This window comes from Melghirimyces thermohalophilus (assembly GCF_900102685.1).
Classification (GTDB): domain Bacteria; phylum Bacillota; class Bacilli; order Thermoactinomycetales; family DSM-45169; genus Melghirimyces; species Melghirimyces thermohalophilus.
Genome location: NZ_FMZA01000019.1, coordinates 37183 through 59013, shown reverse-complemented (window position 1 = coordinate 59013; position 21831 = coordinate 37183). Strand labels below are relative to the sequence as shown.

General features: G+C 55.2%; 21 protein-coding genes and 2 tRNA genes. 1 reads left to right on the top strand and 22 read right to left on the bottom strand.

What is annotated here, in order from left to right:
* Nucleotides 1-166 precede the first annotated feature (166 nt).
* The 17 genes from dusB to BLP91_RS13425 form a co-directional block, all read right to left on the bottom strand.
* Nucleotides 167-1174 (bottom strand): tRNA dihydrouridine synthase DusB, encoded by a 1008-nt coding sequence (gene dusB / locus BLP91_RS13505; protein WP_091572139.1) that lies wholly within the window; start codon nucleotides 1172-1174, stop codon nucleotides 167-169.
* Complete coding sequence (folK, locus tag BLP91_RS13500; RefSeq protein ID WP_091572137.1) at nucleotides 1162-1716, bottom strand: 2-amino-4-hydroxy-6-hydroxymethyldihydropteridine diphosphokinase; 555 nt, start codon at nucleotides 1714-1716, stop codon at nucleotides 1162-1164. The genes dusB and folK overlap by 13 nt, the downstream gene beginning before the upstream one ends.
* Nucleotides 1709-2074 carry a dihydroneopterin aldolase gene (folB, locus tag BLP91_RS13495; protein WP_091572134.1) on the bottom strand — a complete coding sequence of 122 codons (366 nt, stop codon included), beginning with the start codon at nucleotides 2072-2074 and terminating at the stop codon, nucleotides 1709-1711. Before folB ends, folK begins: the two co-directional genes overlap by 8 nt.
* On the bottom strand, nucleotides 2074-2928 hold the full coding sequence (folP, locus tag BLP91_RS13490) for a dihydropteroate synthase (RefSeq protein WP_091572131.1): 855 nt from the start codon (nucleotides 2926-2928) through the stop codon (nucleotides 2074-2076). Before folP ends, folB begins: the two co-directional genes overlap by 1 nt.
* Nucleotides 2929-2980: 52 nt before the next feature.
* The gene (locus BLP91_RS13485) at nucleotides 2981-3580 is read right to left on the bottom strand and encodes an anthranilate synthase component II (RefSeq protein WP_091572129.1); all 600 of its coding nucleotides are present in this window, start codon (nucleotides 3578-3580) and stop codon (nucleotides 2981-2983) included.
* Between the two features lie 171 nt (nucleotides 3581-3751).
* Complete coding sequence (gene cysK, locus BLP91_RS13480; protein ID WP_091572126.1) at nucleotides 3752-4678, bottom strand: cysteine synthase A; 927 nt, start codon at nucleotides 4676-4678, stop codon at nucleotides 3752-3754.
* A gap of 99 nt (nucleotides 4679-4777) precedes the next feature.
* Nucleotides 4778-5665, bottom strand: coding sequence for an Hsp33 family molecular chaperone HslO (gene hslO / locus BLP91_RS13475; protein WP_091572122.1), 888 nt, complete (start codon nucleotides 5663-5665; stop codon nucleotides 4778-4780).
* Between the two features lie 62 nt (nucleotides 5666-5727).
* Nucleotides 5728-6495, bottom strand: coding sequence for a type III pantothenate kinase (locus tag BLP91_RS13470; protein WP_091572119.1), 768 nt, complete (start codon nucleotides 6493-6495; stop codon nucleotides 5728-5730).
* A gap of 175 nt (nucleotides 6496-6670) precedes the next feature.
* On the bottom strand, nucleotides 6671-8371 hold the full coding sequence (locus tag BLP91_RS13465; protein WP_091572117.1) for a formate--tetrahydrofolate ligase: 1701 nt from the start codon (nucleotides 8369-8371) through the stop codon (nucleotides 6671-6673).
* An 84-nt stretch (nucleotides 8372-8455) separates the two neighbouring features.
* Nucleotides 8456-10408 (bottom strand): ATP-dependent zinc metalloprotease FtsH, encoded by a 1953-nt coding sequence (ftsH, locus tag BLP91_RS13460; RefSeq protein ID WP_091572114.1) that lies wholly within the window; start codon nucleotides 10406-10408, stop codon nucleotides 8456-8458.
* A gap of 63 nt (nucleotides 10409-10471) precedes the next feature.
* Nucleotides 10472-11017 carry a hypoxanthine phosphoribosyltransferase gene (hpt, locus tag BLP91_RS13455; RefSeq protein ID WP_091572184.1) on the bottom strand — a complete coding sequence of 182 codons (546 nt, stop codon included), beginning with the start codon at nucleotides 11015-11017 and terminating at the stop codon, nucleotides 10472-10474.
* 120 nt (nucleotides 11018-11137) lie between these two features.
* Complete coding sequence (gene tilS / locus BLP91_RS13450) at nucleotides 11138-12553, bottom strand: tRNA lysidine(34) synthetase TilS (RefSeq protein WP_176757987.1); 1416 nt, start codon at nucleotides 12551-12553, stop codon at nucleotides 11138-11140.
* Nucleotides 12554-12724: 171 nt separating this feature from the next.
* Complete coding sequence (gene spoIIE / locus BLP91_RS13445) at nucleotides 12725-15214, bottom strand: stage II sporulation protein E (protein ID WP_091572109.1); 2490 nt, start codon at nucleotides 15212-15214, stop codon at nucleotides 12725-12727.
* Between the two features lie 441 nt (nucleotides 15215-15655).
* Nucleotides 15656-16138 carry a ribonuclease FAU-1 family protein gene (locus BLP91_RS13440; RefSeq protein ID WP_176757986.1) on the bottom strand — a complete coding sequence of 161 codons (483 nt, stop codon included), beginning with the start codon at nucleotides 16136-16138 and terminating at the stop codon, nucleotides 15656-15658.
* A gap of 177 nt (nucleotides 16139-16315) precedes the next feature.
* Nucleotides 16316-16392 (bottom strand) — tRNA-Met (locus tag BLP91_RS13435).
* Nucleotides 16393-16455: 63 nt separating this feature from the next.
* Nucleotides 16456-16531, bottom strand: a tRNA-Met gene (locus BLP91_RS13430).
* A gap of 55 nt (nucleotides 16532-16586) precedes the next feature.
* Nucleotides 16587-17831 (bottom strand): exo-beta-N-acetylmuramidase NamZ family protein, encoded by a 1245-nt coding sequence (locus tag BLP91_RS13425; protein WP_091572105.1) that lies wholly within the window; start codon nucleotides 17829-17831, stop codon nucleotides 16587-16589.
* Between the two features lie 203 nt (nucleotides 17832-18034).
* Here BLP91_RS13425 and BLP91_RS13420 point away from each other — a divergent pair, with 203 nt between their 5' ends.
* Nucleotides 18035-19372 (top strand): TrkH family potassium uptake protein, encoded by a 1338-nt coding sequence (locus BLP91_RS13420; protein WP_091572102.1) that lies wholly within the window; start codon nucleotides 18035-18037, stop codon nucleotides 19370-19372.
* Here the strand turns inward: BLP91_RS13420 and BLP91_RS13415 are convergent.
* From BLP91_RS13415 to yabP, 5 genes are all read right to left on the bottom strand, one after another.
* Nucleotides 19339-19674: a hypothetical protein gene (locus BLP91_RS13415; protein ID WP_091572100.1), complete on the bottom strand. Its 336-nt coding sequence runs from the start codon at nucleotides 19672-19674 to the stop codon at nucleotides 19339-19341. The two genes, BLP91_RS13420 and BLP91_RS13415, sit on opposite strands and share 34 nt — an antisense overlap.
* A gap of 121 nt (nucleotides 19675-19795) precedes the next feature.
* Nucleotides 19796-20368 (bottom strand): superoxide dismutase family protein, encoded by a 573-nt coding sequence (locus BLP91_RS13410; RefSeq protein ID WP_245662274.1) that lies wholly within the window; start codon nucleotides 20366-20368, stop codon nucleotides 19796-19798.
* 115 nt (nucleotides 20369-20483) lie between these two features.
* Entirely contained in the window at nucleotides 20484-20870 is a 387-nt protein-coding gene (locus tag BLP91_RS13405; RefSeq protein WP_176757985.1) for an FtsB family cell division protein, read from the bottom strand.
* A gap of 52 nt (nucleotides 20871-20922) precedes the next feature.
* Nucleotides 20923-21507 carry a spore cortex biosynthesis protein YabQ gene (gene yabQ, locus BLP91_RS13400; protein ID WP_091572092.1) on the bottom strand — a complete coding sequence of 195 codons (585 nt, stop codon included), beginning with the start codon at nucleotides 21505-21507 and terminating at the stop codon, nucleotides 20923-20925.
* Entirely contained in the window at nucleotides 21504-21800 is a 297-nt protein-coding gene (gene yabP, locus BLP91_RS13395; RefSeq protein WP_091572089.1) for a sporulation protein YabP, read from the bottom strand. The genes yabQ and yabP overlap by 4 nt, the downstream gene beginning before the upstream one ends.
* Nucleotides 21801-21831: the final 31 nt, after the last annotated feature.

The window sequence follows — 21831 nt, the reverse complement described above, 5'->3', positions numbered from 1 at the left end:
CTTTTAAAGGCATGATGAAGCGGCTCAGTGCAACCTGCAACTGCTGTTCGGTGGATACTCATACCCCGAACGCGGCAAAAGACCGTCTTACCTCCTTTATGGACAAGAAACGGCCGTTCTAACCGAAGGAAAGCCGCCGGATGACGGCGGCTCTCCGATGCTCGAGTCAGGCGGACTTCCGTTTGACGCGGCTCTCCAGCTCTTCCACAAACTCGGTCAAGACGCGGGCCATGCCGTCTCGATCAACCTGTTCGTTGACCCGGTCTTTGACGCGAGCCGCTCCCCGCATTCCCCGCAGGTACCAGGAGGCGTGTTTTCGCATCTCCCGAACGGCCACCTCTTCTCCCCGGAGAGCGATCAGGCGGTCCATGTGCAAAAGGGCGATTTCAATTTTTTCTCGGGGGGTAGGCTCAGGAAGCAGCTCGCCGGTGGACAGGTACCGAATCGTCCGATACAACATCCAGGGGTTGCCCAGAGCGGCACGACCGATCATCACGCCGTCGCATCCGGTTTCATCCAGCATCCGCCGGGCGTCTTGGGGCGTCATCACATCCCCGTTTCCGATGACGGGAATGTTCACCGCTTCCTTCACCTGGCGGATAATGTCCCAGTCGGCGGTGCCGTTATACATTTGCTTGCGGGTGCGCCCGTGCAGAGAAACGGCCTGAGCGCCGGCTCGCTCCAAGGCCTTCGCGTTTTCCACGGCGTAGATGTGCTCATCATCCCAGCCTTTGCGCATCTTCACAGTAACCGGTTTGTCAACGGCCTCCACGACGGCGGAGACCATCTCCTCGATTTTGTCCGGATCCAACAGCCAGCGGGCGCCGGCATCGCACTTGATGACCTTCGGCACGGGACAACCCATGTTGATATCGATGATATCGGCGTTGGTCTGTTTGTCCACGACCTGGGCCGCTTCCACCAGGCTCTCTTTGTCCCCTCCAAAAATTTGCAGGGAGAGAGGTTTTTCTCGCTCATCCACATAAAGCATCTTTTGCGTCCGTTCGTTTCCGTGAAGAATCGCTTTGTCGCTGACCATCTCCGCGCAGACCAGACCACAGCCGAACTCCTTGGCGATCAGGCGAAAGGCCGGGTTGCAGACGCCGGCCATTGGGGCGAGTACGACATTGTTTTCCGTTTCCACCGGACCGATCTTCAGTTTCATCGGTTCCATTTTTCGGGCACCTCCTTTATAGCAGCCGTTAACGACTGCAGATTGAGGGTGTAGGGGCTTTTCACCACCTCGGACCCTTGTTTCCTCTCTTCCGCCCACCAAGCGACAGTTTGTCCCGTTCCGGGGATCACCACATCCGGCGCGATCTCGGCGAGGGGAACCAGGACAAAGGAACGGTCAGTCATGCGAGGATGGGGCACGACCAGCTGTTCCTCCTGGATGATACGGTCATCGTAGAGGAGCAGATCGAGATCGATGGTGCGAGGCCCCCATCGTATCCGTCGCACCCGGTGAAGCTCCTGCTCCACATCCAATAAAATGTGCAGCAAATCCATCGGAGATCGGGTGGTTTTTATTTCGGCACAGGCGTTGAGAAAGTCGGGCTGGTTCAGGTAGCCGACGGGGGCGGTCTCATAGACGGAGGAGAGTTGGGTGATCCGCACCCCGTTCCGGTCTTCCAGGCGGCGAAGCGCTTTTTCCAGATGAGCCATGCGCCGCCCCAGATTGGTACCCAACCCGATATAGGCAATCGCTTCAGTCATGGGGTCGTCTCCGGGTAATCTCCACCCCGACGGAATCGTAGTGACCGGGGATGGGCGGGTCCGGTTTGGTGATGCGGACCTTCACCTCTTGCAAGGAAAAGGTCTCCAGCAGACGCTGGGCAATCCGTTCCGCTAGGGTTTCCACCAGCGCGTAGGGTCCCGCCTCCGTCTCCTTTTTCACCATTTCATACACCTTGCCATAATCGACGGTCCGATTCAAATCATCCTGGCGAGCCGCCGGTGCCAAGTCCAAACCCAACTCCAGGTCGACGAAAAAACGCTGCCCCAATCGGTTTTCCTCAGGATAAGCACCATGATATGCGTAAAATGCCATCCGGTTGAAAAAGATCCGGTCCATCAAACCCCTCCTGCAGCGTTCACCATGGCGTCCGTCATCCGGGACACCCGGACCATTTCTTTTACGTCATGGACGCGGACGATGCAGCAACCTTTGCTGATGCCAAGGGCGACAGTGGCTCCGGTTCCCTCTACCCGCTCCTCCACCGGCAGATCCAGGGTGCGGCCGATGATCGATTTGCGGGAGGTGCCGAGCAATACCGGAAAGCCCAAGGCGACGATCCGTTCCAGGTTGCGCATCACGATCAGGTTTTCCTCGTGGGTTTTGGCAAAACCGATCCCGGGATCCAGGATGATCCGCTCATCCTTCACCCCAGCCTCCCGAGCCAAGGTGACGCTCTCCATCAGGTCGCTTTCCACCTCGTCCATCAGGGAGTGGTATCGAGCATCCAACCGATTGTGCATTAAAACAACGGGAACATCCAGCTCAGCGGCAACCCGGGCCATATCCGGATCTTTTTTGAACCCCCACACATCGTTGATCATATGGGCCCCAGCCTCCACCGCTTGGCGGGCCACTTCCGCTTTATAGGTATCCACGGAGATAGGCACGTGAACCTTCCGGGACAGCTCCCGCACCACGGGAACCACCCGCGTGAGCTCCTCTTCAAGAGAAACGGGATCGTATCCCGGTCGAGTGGATTCGCCGCCTACGTCAATGATTTCGGCACCGTCGGCCACCATCTGTTGCGCGTGGCGGAGAGCTTGTTCCAATTGATGATGTTTTCCCCCATCGGAAAAGGAATCCGGTGTCACATTGAGGATTCCCATCACCACTGTCCGACGATCGATGGGTAATGTGAAGGGACCGGCCTGAAGCGGCCGGATCCCAGTGTTTTCCGTTGCTTGGATCATGCCGATATCTCCTTCATCCTGGGCCAATCGATGCCCGTTGGTTTTCGTCGGATCAGGTAATGACCCCTTTCGCCGGAACTGCATCGGTATAGGTCTTTAGAAAGTTGGCCAACAGCCGTTTTCCATGGTCGGTAATGATCGATTCGGGGTGAAACTGGACACCTTCCACAGGGAGTTCCCGGTGACGGATTCCCATCACTTCCCCTTGATCGGTCCAGGCGCTCACTTCGAAGACCGCGGGCAAGCTCCCTCGATCGACGATCAGAGAATGGTAGCGGGTGGCCTGGAAGGGCGTGGGGATTCCTTTAAACAGGGATTTCCCGTCATGCTTTACCGAAGAGGTTCTTCCGTGCATCAACCGATCCGCCTGGATCACCTGCCCGCCGAAGGTTTGGGCAATTGTCTGATGGCCGAGACAAACCCCCAAGATCGGAATCCGACCGGCAAAATGCTGCACGGTCTCCAAACTGATGCCTGCCTCCCGCGGTGTTCCCGGACCCGGGGACAGAATGATCGCCTTGGGGGCTGTTTTTTCGATCCCGTCGGTGTCGATCCGGTCGTTCCGGACCACCTGCAGCTCTTCTCCCAGTTCACCCAGAACCTGCACCAAATTATAGGTAAAGGAGTCATAGTTGTCGATCATCAAGATCATTGCTCTTCTCTTCTCCTCTCGTCTCCACTCGTCGGTCACTCGTGATGGATTGAACAAGCGTCCCAGAATAGGAAACAATTCTCCCACCAGTTTACAACAAATCGGGAAATGAAAAAAGGTTTCCCTCCGCACGCAAAAAGGCCCTGCCAAAATACAGGGCCTTTTTGAACGTCAGCTTTCAAAGCGATACAGATCGGTGGTGAGATAGCGTTCCCCGTTGCTGGGAATCACTGCCACCACTCGTTTGCCTGCTCCCAGGCGACGGGCGATTTTCAAGGCGGCAAAAACAGCGGCGCCGGAGGAGATTCCGCCGAGGACTCCTTCTTCCCGGGCCATGCGGCGGGCCCATTGGAAGGCTTCCTCGTTGTCCACGGTGATCACTTCGTCATAAATCTCCGTATCCAAAATTTCCGGTGTAAATCCGGCCCCCAGTCCCTGAATCTTGTGAGGGCCCGGCTGGCCGCCGGACAATACCGCTGAAGCGGAAGGTTCCACTGCCACGATGTGGATTCCGGGAAACTTTTCCTTCAGCACGCGTCCCACGCCGGTGATCGTGCCGCCGGTGCCGATGCCAGCCACGAAAGCGTCGATCTTTCCCTCCATCTGCTCCACCAGCTCCCGACCGGTGGTCTCCTGGTGGATGCGGACGTTGGCCGGGTTGCTAAATTGCTGCGGCATAAAATAGTCCGGATGCTTTCGGGCCAATTCCTCCGCTTTGGCAATCGCTCCCTTCATCCCGTCAGCCCCGGGAGTGAGCACCAGCTCCGCACCATAGGCCCGGAGCAGGTTGCGCCGTTCTACGCTCATGGTATCCGGCATCACCAACATGGCTCGGTAACCTTTAGCAGCGGCTACCATCGCCAAGCCGATCCCCGTGTTACCACTGGTCGGCTCTAGAATGGTGTCCCCCTCTTTCAGCAGCCCTTTTTCTTCCGCGTCTTCGATCATGCTGAGGGCGATCCGGTCTTTGACGCTGCTAGCCGGGTTGAAGTACTCCAGTTTTAGATAGACATCGGCGTCGGCCTTACCCACGATCCGATTCAATTTCACTACCGGTGTACGTCCGATCAATTCGGTAATGTTGTTGGCTGCGCGCATAAAAGAACCTCCCGCTCAATCCCTTTAAATTCGGTTGGATTTAATGGTTTTATTGCATGCAATAGCTGAAAGGCCTGTCAATCGCTACTAATTCGGCTGTCACGCTCTGGCCTCATCCCGCAGCCGCTCCAGTTCTTCTCGGGGAACAATGTAAGCCTCATTACAAAAGTGGCAGATCACTTCCGCTTCTCCCCGCTCCTCGATCAGACTGTTCAGCTCTTCTTTTCCCATACTGCGAAGAGTATTGTAGATACGCTCCAGAGAGCAATGACATTGGAAGGCGAGGGGTTGAGTTTCGGTCACTTCCAGTTCGTCTCCCAACACCCGGCGCAGCATATCCTCCGGCCGATCCCCTCTTTCCATCAATTTAGTGATCGGCGGCATGTGGGCGATCTGCTGTTCCAATTCCCCGATCAGGGATTCATCGGCTCCCGGCAGCACCTGGATGATGAAGCCGCCGGAGTGGAGGATGGAGGCGTCCGGGGCGACCAGCACCCCTACGCCCACCGAAGAGGGAACCTGCTCGGAAGCGGTCAGATAGTAGGTGAAATCATCTCCCAGCTCCCCGGAGACCAGCCGGACGCTTCCCCGGTAGGGCTCTTTCAGCCCCAGGTCCTTCACCACATTGAGCAAACCATTGCCGACAGCATCGCCCACATTCAGTTTTCCCTGGGCGTTGTTGGGCAGGTCCACAGCCGGATTTTCCACATATCCACGCACATGCCCCTGGCCGTCCACATCGACCAAGATCTGCCCGAGAGGACCGTCTCCCTGAACCTGGATCGTCATCGCATCCCGCTCATTTTTTAACATCATCCCCATCATCGCCCCTGCCGATACGGTCCGACCCAGAGCAGCGCTGGCGATGGGCCAGGTTTGATGGCGCCTTTGCATCTCATTCATCATCTCGGTGGTGGTGCAGGCAAACCCCCGCACAAAACCGCCACGGGCTGTTCCGCGTACGGTGTAATCCCCATTCGTACTCATCGTCATCCCTCTTTCGTCGGTCGATGAAAAAGGAACCCCGTTAAACGGGGCCCTTCCACCTCTTATCTTTGATTCCGCTCATAGATCAATTTTAAACCCCTCAGCGTCAATAAAGGATCCACATGGTCGATGGTTCGGGTCTCCTGGCAAATCATCTCTGCCAGCCCCCCGGTGGCGACAACGGTAGGAGGTTGTTTCATCAGGCGTTTCATGCGGGAGACAATCCCATCAACCATTCCCACATATCCGTAGTAGACACCAGCTTGAATCGATTTGACCGTGTTGCGACCCAGGACCGAATCCGGTCTGAGGATCTCCACCCGTGTCAGTTGGGCTGCCCGTTCGTACAAAGCTTCGGTGGAAACGGTAATCCCCGGCGTGATGGCTCCGCCTACATAACGACTCTTTTCGTCGATGAAACAGAAGGTGGTAGCCGTGCCGAAGTCGACCACAATCACCGGCGGCCCGTAGCTATCCAGAGCGGCGACGGCGTTGACAATGCGGTCCGCTCCCACTTCTCGCGGGTTTTCGTATTGGATGTTAAGACCCGTCTTCACCCCGGGACCGACGACGAGAGGGTCCACCCGGAAATATTTTTTTGCCAACAATTTCAGCACATAGGTGAGGGGGGGAACCACAGAACAGATGATCAATCCTTCGATCTCTTCCATCCGGATCCCCACATGGCTGAACAGGTTTTTCAACCGCATGCCATATTCATCCTCTGTCGATCCCCGGTCGGTATGCACCCGCCAATGGTACAGAAGTTCCTCCCCTTTATATATACCGAGCACGATATGAGTGTTGCCGACATCCATCACCATCAACATCAGATATCCACCTGCTTTTAGGTATCAGGCCGGTCGAAACCATTTCTCAGGTGGATGGAAACAGTGTTCCACTGGCCTGCCAGGGTAAAAAAGTCCATTCCCATCATAGCAGGGGTTTGTCTGTAGTTCAATTATCCATTCCGCTTTCATCGGGCTCAACAGAAACGCTTGGGCCTTAAAACAGCCCGTACACCCGGCCCGCGGAATCTATGTCCATGTTTAAGGCGGCGGGCTGTTTTGGCAAGCCGGGCATGGTCATCACATTTTCGGTCAAAGCGACCAAAAAGCCAGCCCCGATCGAAGGTCGGATGTCCTGGATGTGAAGGGTAAACGCTTCCGGCCGCCCTAACAGGGAAGGATTGTCAGAAAGGGAAAAGGGAGTCTTGGCCATGCAGATGGGAAGCTTATCCCAACCATGGGCATCGCATGCTTTGATGCGTTCTTCCGCCTTGGCGTAAAACGCAACTCGGCCGGCCCCGTACACCTTTTCAGCGATGGCGGCGATTTTGTCGCGAATGGGCTGTTCCAGGGAATAAAGAAAGTGGGAGCGGGCGGTACCGGCTTCCGCCAGCCGAATCACTTCCTGTGCCAACTCCTCTCCGCCGGCGCCCCCGTGAGCCCACACCTCGGTCCTAGCGGCGGGAACGCCTCGCTCTTCACACCACCGACGGATATAGGTCAACTCTTCTTCCGTATCGTCAGAAAAGCGATTGATGGCAACCACACAGGGGAGGCCGAAATGATGGATCGTCTCCAGATGGCGTTCCAGGTTGGCCATGCCTTGGCGGAGGGCCTGCAGGTTGGGCTGGGTCAACTCGCCTTTGGGAACGCCTCCGTGCATCTTCAACGCTCGTACAGTGGCTACCATGACAACCACATTCGGTTGCAACCCGCCGGCACGACTCTTGATATGAATAAACTTTTCCGCTCCCAAGTCAGCACCGAAGCCGGCCTCGGTGACGGTATACTCCGACAATTTCAGGGCATGGCGGGTGGCGTTCAGGGAGTTGCAACCGTGGGCAATGTTGGCGAAAGGTCCACCGTGAACAAAGGCGGGGGTGTTTTCCGCCGTTTGCACCAGATTGGGCCGAAGGGCATCCTTCAGCAACAAGGTGGCCGCTCCTTCCACTCCCAGATCCGACACAGTGACCGGAGAACGATCATAGCGGTAGGCCACCACCGTCCGGCCGATCCGCTCTTTCAGGTCCTCCAGGTCCTGGGCCAAGCACAGAATCGCCATCACTTCCGAAGCGACGGTGATGTCAAAGCCGTCTTCCCGCGGGACGCCGTGAGCTTTCCCGCCGAGACCCACCACCACGTTGCGCAGAGCCCGGTCATTCAGGTCGATCACCCGCTTCCAGACGATGCGCCGAGGATCGATGCCCTGTTGGTTGCCCTGATGCAGGTGGTTATCAATCATGGCTGAGATGGCGTTGTGGGCGGAGGTGATGGCATGGAAATCCCCTGTAAAGTGCAGATTGATATCCTCCATCGGCAACACTTGGGCATAACCGCCACCGGCAGCTCCCCCCTTGATTCCCATGCTGGGGCCGAGGGAAGGTTCCCGCAAGGCGACCGTCGCCTTCTTTTTCAGCCGATTCAGCGCCTGACCCAATCCGACGGTGACCGTGGACTTTCCCTCTCCGGCAGGAGTCGGACTGATCGCCGTCACCAAAATCAGCTTCCCGTCAGGACGGGTACGGATTCGATCCCACAAATCGTAGGACAGCTTGGCCTTATAGGTTCCGTAAAGTTCCAAGTCTTCCTCCGTCAGACCCAACTGGCCGGCAACCTCTACAATCGGTAGTTTGTCTACCTGTCGGGCAATCTCAATATCAGCGGGAACGGCTGGCTTTGTTCCGGTTTCACGATTCACAGGGATCCCTCCTATTCCGGAATTTTCGTAAGCGCTTTCATCCTTTGACACAAAAAAGGATGCGCCGCGGCATCCTTTTTCCGATCAGGCTTTGTGATCTTGATCGCCTTCTGGATTGTCCCCGTCTTCCGCGGGAGAGTCATCCGTTTGATCCGATTCATGGGTTTCCTCTTTGCCTTGAATGTGGACGGCGACATCCGAGTCCGAGTCATCATCGATCGGTTTGTCCAGCTTTCCTTTTTCCATCAGCTGACGGATCTCTTCCGCATCGAGGGTCTCTTTCTGATACAGGGTCTGAGCGATCAACTCCAGCTTATCCCGTTTCTCCAATAGGATATTTTTGGCCTTGCTGTAGCAGTCGTTGATCATTTCCTGCATTTCTTTATCGATCTCATAGGCGATCGCATCGGAATAGTTTTGTTCGTGGCCGAGATCCCGTCCGAGGAAGACCTGACCTTGGCTCCGTCCAAACTGCATCGGCGCCAGCCGTTCGCTCATTCCGTACTCGGTGATCATGGACCGGACAATGCTGGTCGCCTTTTCAAAGTCATTGTGGGCTCCGGTGCTGATCTCCCCGAAGATCACTTCTTCAGCGGCGCGGCCCCCTAACAAGCCGGTCACCCGGTCCAGCAACTCGTTCTTGGTCATCAGGAAGCGGTCTTCTTTTGGAAGCATGACAACATAACCACCGGCTTGCCCACGGGGGACGACGGTGATCTTGTGCACTTCATCCGCATGCTCCAAGAAGTAGCCCACCACGGCGTGACCGCCTTCGTGGTAGATGATCGTCCGTTTTTCTTTTTCGCTGATCACCCGGCTTTTCTTCTCGGGACCAGCGATCACCCGGTCGATCGCTTCCTCCACTTCCAACATTCCGACGTCTTTCTTGCCTTTCCGGGCAGCCAAAAGAGCTGCTTCGTTGAGGAGGTTTTCCAGGTCCGCTCCCGTAAACCCGGTGGTGCGCTTGGCGATCGTCTTCAGTTTGACATCATCGGCCAAAGGCTTGTTCCGGGCATGGACCTTGAGCACTTCCTCCCGGCCTTTAACATCGGGGCGATTGACGGTGATCTGCCGATCAAACCGTCCCGGACGCAAGAGGGCAGGGTCCAGAATATCCGGGCGGTTGGTGGCAGCCATGATGATGATCCCTTCATTGGCGCCAAAACCGTCCATTTCCACCAAGAGCTGGTTCAACGTCTGCTCCCGTTCGTCGTGGCCGCCGCCCAGGCCCGCACCTCGCTGCCGGCCAACCGCATCGATTTCGTCGATGAAGATGATACAGGGAGCATTTTTTTTCGCCTGCTCAAAGAGATCGCGCACGCGGGACGCCCCCACGCCGACAAACATCTCGACAAAATCGGAACCGCTGATACTGAAAAAGGGCACGCCGGCCTCACCGGCCACAGCCCTAGCTAACAGGGTTTTACCGGTTCCGGGCGGTCCGACGAGGAGAACCCCTTTGGGGATCCGGGCTCCCACGGTGGCAAATTTCCGGGGATCCTTCAGAAAGTCAACCACTTCGACGAGCTCTTCTTTCTCTTCATCGGCTCCGGCAACGTCACCGAAGTTGACTTTCTTCTTCTCCTCGTTGTACATCTTGGCTTTGCTCTTGCCGAAGTTCATCACTCGGTTGCCGCCGCCTTGTGCTTGGTTGAGCAAGACAAAAAAGAGGAGAAGGATGAGAACAAAGGGAATGATCGACGTAAAGAGCGTAATCCAGACAGAATCGCCCTTCGCCTTTTCAAACGTCGTCTTTACTCCGGCCTTCTGCAGGTCTTCCACCAAGGTTCCGCCTTGGTAAGGGCCGTTGCTGACGAACATCTTGTCCGTCCCTTTGTACTTCCCTTCGAGGTGGTAAGTATTTCCTTCCGGACGTACAGTCACTTCCCCGATTTTCCCCTGTTCCAGTTTTTGCTGGAACTCCGTATAAGATAAGTTATCCGTCTCCGTTCCGGGGTTCCATAGAACATTGACAATCCCGACGGTGACAAGGATGAGTATGATATATAATCCGGAATTCCGGAAGATGGTTTTCATCCTTGACCTCCTCTCAAAAATACCACTTTCATCATTTTACCACAGGCGGAAATTGGCCACAACTCAACCTGCATCGCCGTAAATTTCCTTTTTCAAGATTCCGATGTAAGGGAGATTCCGGTACTTTTCGGCATAATCCAGCCCGTAACCCACCACAAATTCGTCAGGGACTTCAAAACCACAATAGTCCGGTTTCAAGCCCGTGGTGCGCCGCCCAGGTTTATCCAACAGTGTAACCACTTTGACAGAGGCGGCATTCCTGCGGCGCAAAAGATCCAACAGATAGTTGAGAGTTAAGCCGCTGTCAATGATATCCTCCACCACAATGACGTGCCTTCCTTCCACTGTGGTGTCCAGATCTTTAATAATCCGTACCACACCAGAGGACTTGGTCGAATTTCCATAGCTGGAGACGGCCATGTAGTCCATCTCCAGATGGGTATCGATCGCCCGGACCAAGTCGCTCATAAAGGGGGCAGCTCCCTTCAGGACACAGATACATAAAGGATTGAGGTCCTTGTAGTCCTCAGTGAGCCGCTGGCCTAATTCCGTCACTTTCTCCTGTATTTGCGACTGAGAAAATAATACTTCCCGTATGTCTTCGTGCATGGAAACCTCCTGGAATTCGCGAAAATGATCAGATGCCAATGATCACCCTTCTCCATTCACAGCGGGGAGGGTCCTCATCAACAAGTCCTGCAACGTTATGTATGCCCGTAACCTTTGAAGTTACCCGCAGCCTGGAACATTCCCGTCCCATAACCACTCCAGATGAAGATAGCGACGGGTTTGTCCCGTCACCATGGCTTGATCGGACCGGGTGACTCCGGGGATCCAGATCACTTCCTCGCCGGCGACCACCAAGGGGAGTCCCTCGCGACGACGGCGGGATATCTTGGCATCGATCAAGACATCCTTCACCTTTTTGCTTCCACCCAGACCCAGGGGACGGATACGGTCGCCAGGTGCCCGGGGACGGGCGATGAGCGGTGGCTGCAGCCGATCCAAGTCAAAAAGAGCCCGGCTAGGGGAAGGTTGGAAAGCAGCGCGGTCTCCGATCCAACTCTGGATCGTACCCTCAGGAAAGGAGTGCTCCCCTGGAACCGACAGAACGACCGGGTTAAAAGCAGTTTCCTCAGAAGGGACAGCGGGTGGAGAGGTCATGATCCAGAGGCGGCTGTATTCCCGCTCTGCCCACAGTTCTCCGGGCAACGGGACTAAGGCGGAAGGGTTGGAACCCCCCGCCAGCTTCCGCACCTTCTCCACGCTGTCCAGGGTAACTTCCTGTTCATTTCGTTGTGCGAGACAATTTAATATTAGTTTAATCACCCTTCTTTGTAAAGCGACATCGGCTTCCAGGAGAGAGGGAATATGGAGCGCCACCTTCCCCTCTTCCCGCGCCTCAACCACCTTGTCCGATTCCTGCTTCGCCAATTCCTCCCAGTAGCGCTCTTCCTCAGCAGCTATCCGGGACAACTGCAGAATCGCCTTCTGAAAGCGGGGATTGTAGGTTTCCAGTTGAGGCACCAGCTCCAGACGGATCCGGTTTCGCATATAGCGGGGATCGCGGTTGCTGGGATCCTGCCGGGGGCGGAGCCCATGCTCCGCACAGTACGCCTCCACCTCCGACCGACGCACCTCCAGCAACGGGCGCACCAAGTGAATCCCCTCCCACTCTCGCGCCAGCGGAATGCCCGTCAGCCCCGAGGGACCCGTCCCACGCAGAAGCCGCATCAGCACCGTCTCCACCTGATCATCTGCCTGGTGGGCCAAAGCCAGTCGATCCGCCCCAAAGGATGCCACAGCACGGCGAAAAGCCTCATACCGCAGCTTACGGGCCACTGCCTGTCGATTTGCTCCTCCTTTTGCCAATTCCCCTTTCACATCAACCCGCTCCACGCGACAAGGAATCCCCCACGCCTCACAACGCTCCGACACATAGCGGGCATCGGCATCGCTCTCTTCCCCGCGCAACCCATGGTTCACATGGACCGCCGACAGCTGCCAGTGGTACTCGGAACGGAGCCGGTTGAGGGCGTGGAGAAGGGCGATCGAATCGGGACCGCCGGAAACACCGACGGTCACCAGGGACCCTTTGGGCAGCAAGCGCTGTTGCTCGATCGTTTGTCTCATCTGTTCCAGCATGTTGGACCTCCCGTTGATGGATCCTCGCGATGGAAGCAGGAAAACCCGGGGGAATTCCTCCCCGGGTAATCTACCCTGACCATTCATGATGCAAGCAGGGGTATCAACTTACGGACATTGTAGCTATTTTCGACGTCGGAATCAATTTTTGCCTTCCAGGATCCAGAACCGTCACAAACCTGCCACATGCTTCCGCTCCAAGCGGGAGGCGCCTGGCAAGCGGATGGTGGACCACTCGGGCACGTGGCGATCCACCTTGGCCACCACCACCGTCATATCGTCATCGATGACCCCATGGTGCTGGCGGACCACTTTCTCCAGCAAACAGTCGGCAAACCCCTGGGGATCCTTGGTGTCAATCCCGGCAATCAAGCGTTTCATATAGGCCTCTTTGTCGGAGGCATGGCGAGGAGCTTCGTAAATGCCGTCAGTCATCATCACCACAAGATCCCCCGGCTGCAGCTGAAAGTCGACCGGCTCCACGTCAATATCGTTAAGAATTCCCAGAGGCGGATTGCCGGCGGAAATCATGATCACCTCTTTGCCCCGTTTGACAAAGCCTGGGGTGGATCCGATTTTCAGGAAGCGGGAACGGGCGGAATTGAGATCAACCATAGCAAGGTCGATGGTGGCAAACATTTCGTCCGTCGACCGCAGGCTCAGGATGGAGTTGATCGTCTCTACTGCTCTCTCTTCCTGAAATCCAGACTGCAACAATCTTCGCAACAGCTCCAAGGCAGCGCTGGATTCCTGCTGGGCCCGAGTCCCATTGCCCATCCCATCGCTGATGGCGACAGCGTACTTGCCGCTGCCCACGTTCATGTAGCAGTAACTGTCGCCGGACAACCACTGCCCACCCTTCGCTGCTCCCGCCGCTCCGGTCTTCACTTCAAATCGCTGGGCGGACCCCAAGGTAACCACCGCACCGGAGGAGCGTTCGTGAACCACTCCTTTACGCTGCACAGCGATGGGCTCGCCGACGATTTCGGTGAGCAACGGGGCGATCAATTTGCGACACTCGTCCAGGGCATCGCTGTGAGGCAAGGTGACTTCGATTTCCACCTTCCCCTCCTCCAGGTTGATCACCTCCACCCGCTGAATAGACAACCCCAACTCTTCCAGCGCCTGATGGATCTGTTCCTCCTGGGCGGCCATCACCTGGGTTTCGTTTTTGATCTCTTCTCCCAGACCGGCCATCACTTCGGAAATTCCCTCCAGCTGCTCTGATACGAGGCGGCGGGTCTCCTTTAACCGATCTCTCCAGATCATGTCCTGTTCATAGGCGCTGTAGCCCTCCTGGATCAGCTCCAACACCTTGTCCGCCTTCATGCAGTGATCCGACCAGGAGGCTGGCGAGGTGAGGGGCTTTTGGGTCCCGTGCAATTCCACCAGCGCCATGAGGTCGGTCATCCCGTTGTAGGTGGTGACAAAGTTTTTTTCCCAACACTGCCGGTACAAAGGACAGCTCCGGCAGGAGTGATCCATCACCTCATCGATAAACCGGTTCATATGACTTTCGTCGCCCTGATGGTCGCGAGTGGTGTCCTCGCGAAAACTTTTCGCCATCTCGCTAAACAGCTCGGTAAACTGTTCCACCTTAGCCGCGGTCACATCCCGCAACCGGCGAATATAATCATGGCGCGCCGCATCATTTTCCGCCGTCCCAGGGACGAACCGAGCAACCGACTGGACGAGGCCGTTAGGGGTGGCCAAAAAGAGGAACATAGCCAGGACCGATTCACGCAAGGAGATCCAGACCTCGGCGGAACCGCCCCCGTAGAGGGAAAGGATGGAGGTGCCTAATAAAAATCCAACCGCAACTCCCCATTTTCGCGCTTCTTTAAACAACCCCGCCAACATCCCGGCAAAAGCTAATAGGCTGATCTGAACCATGGCCCGGGGATCGGCCAGAGTGAGGATCATTCCCGTCACGACCCCCATAGAGGCTCCCAACATGGCTCCCCCCACCAAAGCCAGAATCATGATCAGGTACCGGGAGACCACGTGGATCATGGACATATCTCCCAGGTTCCAGCCAAGGGTGCCGGTGATCACAGAGCTGGCCAAAATGGCCAGACAGATAATCTCCTCATGGCGGAGGGAATACTGTTTACGCCGGACGGTAAACAGAGGTAACGACTGGACGAAAATAAAGGTTAGGATGAAGGAGAGAAATACATCCACCCCGGCCATCATCCCAGTATAAGGGGTCCACCCGCTCAGATACAGTCGGAGCAGATGGGCTCCGGCAGCGGATAGCAACACGACGAAAGGGGCGTAATTCAGATGCCCTTTACCCAATAGGTGAAAAAGCTTCTGTACCACCAACAGCCAGATCAGCGAACCGGAGATCCATGCGGCATGGGATGTGCCCAGGGTGGACGCTCCCATCACCAAAGCGATCATCGCCAAGGGCCACTGCCTCCGGCACAGATGCATCACCACCCCCATATAAGCGATGGCGAAGGGGGATAAGGAGTCGAGAATCATTGCTCTCCCCAACAGAAAGCCCATCACCAGTACGGGCAAGTTCCAAGCAGATAACAGGCGGCTTTTTCGCTTTGCTTCTCTTTTTTGTTTTTGTGCTTGCATTTGCTCAGGTGCCAGTCTCTGGAATAAACGGGAAAGATAAGACCCTGCACCGGTCATCAAGTTTTGCATGATCGATTCACCCTTTCGTCTTTTTCCATGGCCCGGTCAGAATCGATGCTTGTCTTGATCATGTGTAGGAACCATTATAGACAGGTCTGAGGAGATAAGTTTGTCATAATTGCTGAACGGCGAAAAAAATCTTCCGACATTTTTTAGGCGGCCATCGATCGGCAAAACATAAGTAAGTAAAAACGGATTTTTACCACCCCACCCTCCGACCGTACGTTCTCCTCCTCTTGTCGTCCGATGGCGTCCTGTTACTGTCCATCGGTGTCGATTCCGTTCGAATCGGGACTCATTTCTACAAAACTGTTCAAAATGGTTCAATCATTGACGTGACCAGCACAAAAAAACCATCGGCGTAAAACCGATGGTTGCCTCCGCTTTTGCATCGAACAGCGAGCGAGCTGAAGGGTGTGTCCGGGAATCCGTACACCAGGACGGATCCTCTCACTTCTTCTGCGAGGAGTCCAGAGGAAACATCCGGGCCTCATGTAAATACTTCGGAATAAAAGAGCCTTTTGTCTGCATCCGGATCATTTTATCGAGAGTCCGCAGCGAATAAACCTGTTGCCTTCGTTTCAGCTGCCCTTTCTCGATGGCGGTTGCAAACTCATCCACGTCGATCAGGTGATAGCGCCCGTCCGGATAGACGATGAGATCGAGTAACAGATCCACCATCACATAGCGCAGGCGTCCCACCTGACGCATATCCATCACATCGCAGTAGTAGTACATAAACTCCCCGGTACGATGAAACACCTTGGAAATGGTGTAGCCCTTTTTTACGAAGTAATAGGTGAGAAAGATCCGTTTTCCGTCGGGATTGGGATATTGGGTCGCAAAACAGTGACGACCGTGCCAGTCGCGTACTTTTTCCGTATAGGTCTTATTGATGGTTGTAAATTTGATCTTTTTTATCGTGACATCCACAATACCACTCCTACACCCGAATCGCACTCAGGGCCGGGACGTACATAGGATTCCCCGGGACGCCATCGACCAGTACATCAAGCGGGGCCAAGCTCAAAAAACTCCGCAAGAAAAAGAAAAAAGGCGAATCAGTGCCCCCTTGAACCCATCAAGGGGCTTAACCTCGCCTTCCTCGTCTGGTAGCGGCGGAGGGTTTCGAACCCCCAACCTCACGGGTATGAACCGTACGCTCTAACCAATTGAGCTACGCCGCCACATCGAAAGGGGAGGAATCCGGATTCCGGAGTTACCGAACCCCTCACCCAGTCTTTTTCACTTGGTTGCGGGGGCAGGACTCGAACCTGCGACCTTCGGGTTATGAGCCCGACGAGCTACCGACTGCTCCACCCCGCTGCAGTCACGGACTTTATTATACAGATAAGCCCGTGACTGTGTCAAGGGGCGGGATTTAATTTTTTGGGGGATAGATCAGGTAGTGAGAGCGGAGCTTCTGGAAATCCGCCAACTCCTGCTGCCAGCTCTCCACGATTTCCCGAGCGGGAACTCCCTCATCGATCTGCTTCCGGACCCGGTCAGAGCCGGTCAGTTTATCGATCCAAAACGGTTCCTCTGTCTCTCGCCATTGGAACTCGTCAGGGTATAACCGTTTCGTCTCCTGGATGATGGTAAGGCCCGTCAATATGGGGGAAAATTTTTGGGGATCCTCCACATACACCTGAACGCCTCCCACCACTTCGCCCTCGTATTTGGAAAAGGTGGGGGTAAAGTAAGCTTCCCGGAAGGAGACACCGGGTAAACCCGCCTGATTGAGGGCCTCAGCCAACTCCCACCCCTTGATGTAAGGAGCCCCCACCAGTTCAAAGGGCCGAGTCGTTCCCCTGCCCTCCGACAGGTTGGTCCCTTCGATCATGCCTATTCCGGGATAGACCAAGGCGGTCTCCGTGGTAGGCATGTTGGGGGAAGGAAGCACCCACGGGAGGCCCGTCTCCTCATAATCGTCGGTCCGTTTCCATCCTTTCATAGGGACCACCGTCAGATCCGCCGCTTGGGAAAGGAATTCCCGGTTAAACAGTCGGGCCAGCTCCCCCACCGTCATGCCGTGTCGCTGCGGAATGGGGAACAGCCCTACAAAGGAAGCATACTCCGGATCCAACACCGGGCCTTCCACCTTGGTACCGCCGATGGGATTGGGCCGGTCGAGGACGATAAATTCCTTTCCCGTCTGGGCCGCCGCCTCCATAGCATACGCCATGGTATAGATATAAGTATAAAAGCGGCTTCCCACATCCTGGATGTCAAAGATCAATACATCAACACCCTCAAATTCGGGAACCATCTCCTTCGGCTGTTTACCATACAGATTGATAAAAGGAAGGCCCGTCCGCGGATCAATAGTGGAGCCTGGGGTATCCCCTGCTTGTTCCGTCCCCCGCACCCCGTGTTCCGGACCGTATACCTTAACCACATCGATGCCCGCCGCCAGCATGGCATCCAAACCGTGTCGATAATCGGAAGTGACCCCCGTTGGATTGGTGATCAGCCCCACTTTTTTCCCGGCTAGCTGTTCCGGGTGATGGAGCAGCACATCCAACCCGGTTTTCACTTTGCCGTTCCCTCCCTCGGCTCCCGGGATACCCATCAGGCCGAACATGAATATCACCACCAGAGCCAATCCCAGCGCTCGTTTCCACATGTCCTTTCTCCTCCCTTTCCTCCGGGAGACTGGGGTATGACCATTTCCGGCCGAGTTCCGCTGGTGTCCATCTGCTCCCACAACAGGATTCCTCGATTGGTTTTCTTTTTCTCCTTTTTGATCGGAAGTCCTTTCTTTTCTTTTACCTTTAACCATGATATATATGTTGGGTAACGCTTTTGCGTTGAAAGGATGTAGGGAACATGAATGTAAAAAAACTCTCACCAGCCCAATGGCTGTTTACCATCTATCTGGCAGCCGCCGCCTTGTCCAGCGTGCTGCTTTATCTCCCCTTTTCCCACCAGCCCGGGGTTGAGATCCGTTATCTCGACGCCTTGTTCACCGCGGTCAGCGCAATCAGTGTGACGGGGCTGACGGTAGTGAATACAGCCGACACCTTCAGCCCGATCGGCATCTTTTTTTTGATGCTGATGTTCCAGTTTGGCGGGGTCGGTTTTATGACCTTGGGAACCTTTCTGTGGATCGCCACCGGCCAGCGCATCGGGATTCAACGGCGACAAATGATCATGCTGGACCAAAACCGCCTCGATCTGGCGGGGCTCGTTCGGCTGATTCGAGACATTCTGTTTTTATCTCTAGCCATCGAACTGCTCGGCGCCCTCATTCTTGGCACTTATTTTTATTTTTCCTATTCTTATGGCGTCGAAGCTTTTTTATACGGTCTGTTTAGTTCCATCTCCGCCTTTACTAATGCCGGGTTTGACATTTTCGGCAATTCGCTGGGCAACTTTGCCGACGACTACTTGGTGCAGATGGTCCATATGTTTTTGATGATCGCCGGTGCTATCGGTTTTCCTGTGCTGGTGGAAACAAAGGAATGGTATACCAGCACCAACCGCCACAATTTCCGGTTTTCCTTGTATACCAAGATTACCGTCAGTACCTATTTCCTTCTGTTGTTCTTGGGAACGGTTGCTCTGTGGTTGCTGGAATCCCAGCATTTTTACGCCGACAAAAGCGGAACAGAAGCCTTTTTCTATTCCCTGTTCAATTCCGCCACCTCACGCAGTACCGGGTTGTCCACCATGGATATCCAGGATTACAGCCTTCCCTCTCAATTGTTTCTGTCCCTGCTGATGTTCATCGGTGCCAGCCCCTCCAGCGTGGGCGGTGGTGTCCGAACCACGACCCTGGCTGTGGTCGTATTGGCCATTTACGGCTATGCTCGAGGCAACCGCCATATCCGCGTCTTCCGCCGTCAACTGCTGGATGAGGATATCCGCAAGGCTTCCGTTGTCTTCGCTACCGGAGTCCTGCTGGTGGCCTTGGCCATCGGGGCGGTGGCGATCACCCAACCCCATCACTCTTTGATGAACATCATCTTTGAGGTGACTTCCGCCTTCGGTACCTGCGGTTTATCCATGGGACTCACTCCCGATTTGTCCACAGCTGGCAAGATCAGCATCATGGTGCTGATGTTTATGGGTCGGATCGGGATTCTGGTGCTGTTGTTCCTGTTGCGAAAACAGACGCCGCCGGAAACCTATCATTTCCCCCGGGAGCGGGTCATCATCGGGTAAGGGTTTTTCGGTGGAGTTGGCATCACAAAACCTACACCCATTGAACCCCCCATTAGTCCTTTTGACATGATCGTCTTTACGAGTAACGCTGTGATCATCACTATTGACCCGAGTATAACTCCTGTAATGACCTTCTGCGCTTTTGAATAATCGGAAATCTCTTCTGGCAAACAACTTGCGACAGCAAGCCATAGCATCACCGCTAACACGCCTCCTAAAACGCGGGTTAGGGTGTCCATTTGAAGGAAAATCGCCATCAGTAATGCTACGGCCACCCCGCCGGTTCTGAACCACTTAGACAATCTACTCCACTCTCCTTCAACACAAGTGGTGCCACATCTACTCTGTCAAAATCCTGATTTCACCATCATCAGCACATTAATAAAAGGAAGGACCCCCGAACAGGAGGCCCTTCTTTTTTTATCACTTCTCTTGTATCACGCCGCAGGCCACACGGTCACCGGCATCTCCTGCCGGATCGGTTTTCATGTCATCCGGCTCAGCATGAATCACCAGGGCGGTCCCCCCTTCTTTTAGAAGGGAGTTCTTCCCTTCCTCCAGCGTCGCCCCTTTGGCTGTCGCTGTCAACTCACCTTTGCCGTCGGATCCGATCTCCAGGTTAGGTAGATCTCCCACATGGCTTCCTTGGGGGTTGTCCACTCCGTGGGCTTTATCTTCCGGGTTAAAATGGCCCCCAGCGGATTTGAAGTCCGGCGCTTCACATGTCCCCGTTTCATGGATGTGAAATCCATGCTTGCCGGGTTTGAGATCCTTAGCTTCCAATCGGATCTCCACCCCATCCTCCCCTTCTGTCAGGGTCGCTGTTCCCACCTGATCTCCATCAGCATTCTGCAATTGCGCAGTCGCCGTCATCGTTTGCTGTTGCTCCGTCTCCTGCTGCTCCTTTGAATCGGGACCGGTGGTAGTCCCTTGGGAGCATCCTGCCAGTGGAAACACTGCCAACAGCGCACTTAAGGTCCACATCGTCCAGCGCATCATAGATCCCTCCGCTTAAGTCATTCGTGGTGAAAAATTGGGGCAGGGGGGGAACCTTCAGATATTCCGTCCCGTCCCCGCTCCAACACGCTTTAGATGAACGGGAGCTTGTCCATTACCGCATATCCGGCAAATCCAAGATCTCCTCTCCCGGCTTTTTATACCCCAGTTTCCGAGCCAGTTCAAACAGGTAGGCTTCATCATGAAGCCGATCCACTTCCTGCTCCAAAGCCCGATTTTCTTGTTGCAACTGTTCCAGGTGCTTCTTTTCTTTCAGGAGGTCCATCTCCTTGGAATGAACCTCCCGGGCTTGGACAAATAACTGACTCCCGCTCCACAAGATGATGATCAACATTGTGATCAACCAGATCCAACGACGGCGGCGAACATGGGGTGGGAGCGGAGGGCGAGAGGGGGTGGGCTGATTGGGCGGGTTCGACTGGAATGCCTGTGACGAACGGGAACGAAAGGAAACGACCTTTTCCTCAGACCCTCTGTTCATCATCCCATCATCCTTCTCTGGTGTTTTCAACGATCTCCGGGGAAAGATCCGCTTATGGATCCTCTCTGTCCCTGCCTCTCCACCAGCGGCGAATTTTGTCAACCCCCCGAATCAGGGGGCGAAGAAAGGGATCCACCGGCCGGAGGAGCCGATTTCCCCAGGACTTCAGGCGACGGCCCAGGGGAGCAAACAGCGACAGAGGCAGACGCAGGATCCGTTTCAGCCCTTTATAAATCAGCTGTACGATCCGGGTCAGCAACACCCCCAACCACATGAGGGGCACCCAGATCAACAACCGAAGCACCCGCAGACAGAAGCGGAAAGTCTGAAACACCGCCTCGACTCCCCACTCCATTCCCCGGGAGACACCGGGGCTGAACCAGGTATAATATGTGATCCACCCCGCCAGGATCGCAACCAGGATATAAAAACGAAATTCTCCCCAGTTGCTCCACATTAAAAGAGAAAAAACGAGACCTGCCGCAACCACCCAGTAGAGAAGATCGATCAAGGAGACCGCCCAACCGCCTAAACGAAATCGGCGGGTGAGGATCCGGTACAGATCCAACATCATCCCCATCAGACAGCCCGACCCCAACATCAAGGCCATCGTCACCCACTGGGTATGGAGCGTCACCGAAACAACCTGCCGATCCAGCCCTTGGTCTTTTCCGTCCGGGATGTACCATCATCCAGGTAGTTCATTTCAAAAAATTCCCCGTTGATCGCCACTCTTCCTTGCTCCAGATCCAAGGTTTTAATATGGAGATTGGAACCGCGGACGCCCAGATATCCGCATTCGGTTTGCAGCAGGAACTCCTCACTGTCGAAACTTTCCACGCCGATCACCCCGGTGACATCCAGGGTATTCCGGTCGACCAGGTTCACCTCATGTCTGGGGGCCCCAGACAGAAACACTTCCTCCGCCATCCCATATACCTCCTTTCGGTACATGTTATGA

Bases quoted from the DNA above. Each gene is read 5' to 3' on its own strand.
- BLP91_RS13425 (WP_091572105.1), bottom strand. From the start codon at position 17,831: ATGTGGAAACGAGCGCTGGGATTGGCTCTGGTGGTGATATTCATGTTC.
- ftsH (WP_091572114.1), bottom strand. From the start codon at position 10,408: ATGAAAACCATCTTCCGGAATTCCGGATTATATATCATACTCATCCTT.
- folP (WP_091572131.1), bottom strand. From the start codon at position 2,928: ATGATCCAAGCAACGGAAAACACTGGGATCCGGCCGCTTCAGGCCGGT.
- folB (WP_091572134.1), bottom strand. From the start codon at position 2,074: ATGGACCGGATCTTTTTCAACCGGATGGCATTTTACGCATATCATGGT.
- BLP91_RS13405 (WP_176757985.1), bottom strand. From the start codon at position 20,870: ATGAACAGAGGGTCTGAGGAAAAGGTCGTTTCCTTTCGTTCCCGTTCG.
- BLP91_RS13410 (WP_245662274.1), bottom strand. From the start codon at position 20,368: ATGCGCTGGACGATGTGGACCTTAAGTGCGCTGTTGGCAGTGTTTCCA.
- BLP91_RS13420 (WP_091572102.1), top strand. From the start codon at position 18,035: ATGAATGTAAAAAAACTCTCACCAGCCCAATGGCTGTTTACCATCTAT.
- BLP91_RS13470 (WP_091572119.1), bottom strand. From the start codon at position 6,495: ATGTTGATGGTGATGGATGTCGGCAACACTCATATCGTGCTCGGTATA.
- hslO (WP_091572122.1), bottom strand. From the start codon at position 5,665: ATGAGTACGAATGGGGATTACACCGTACGCGGAACAGCCCGTGGCGGT.
- cysK (WP_091572126.1), bottom strand. From the start codon at position 4,678: ATGCGCGCAGCCAACAACATTACCGAATTGATCGGACGTACACCGGTA.
- dusB (WP_091572139.1), bottom strand. From the start codon at position 1,174: ATGGAACCGATGAAACTGAAGATCGGTCCGGTGGAAACGGAAAACAAT.
- BLP91_RS13485 (WP_091572129.1), bottom strand. From the start codon at position 3,580: ATGATCTTGATGATCGACAACTATGACTCCTTTACCTATAATTTGGTG.
- tilS (WP_176757987.1), bottom strand. From the start codon at position 12,553: ATGCTGGAACAGATGAGACAAACGATCGAGCAACAGCGCTTGCTGCCC.
- hpt (WP_091572184.1), bottom strand. From the start codon at position 11,017: ATGCACGAAGACATACGGGAAGTATTATTTTCTCAGTCGCAAATACAG.
- folK (WP_091572137.1), bottom strand. From the start codon at position 1,716: ATGACTGAAGCGATTGCCTATATCGGGTTGGGTACCAATCTGGGGCGG.
- yabP (WP_091572089.1), bottom strand. From the start codon at position 21,800: ATGGCGGAGGAAGTGTTTCTGTCTGGGGCCCCCAGACATGAGGTGAAC.
- spoIIE (WP_091572109.1), bottom strand. From the start codon at position 15,214: ATGCAAAACTTGATGACCGGTGCAGGGTCTTATCTTTCCCGTTTATTC.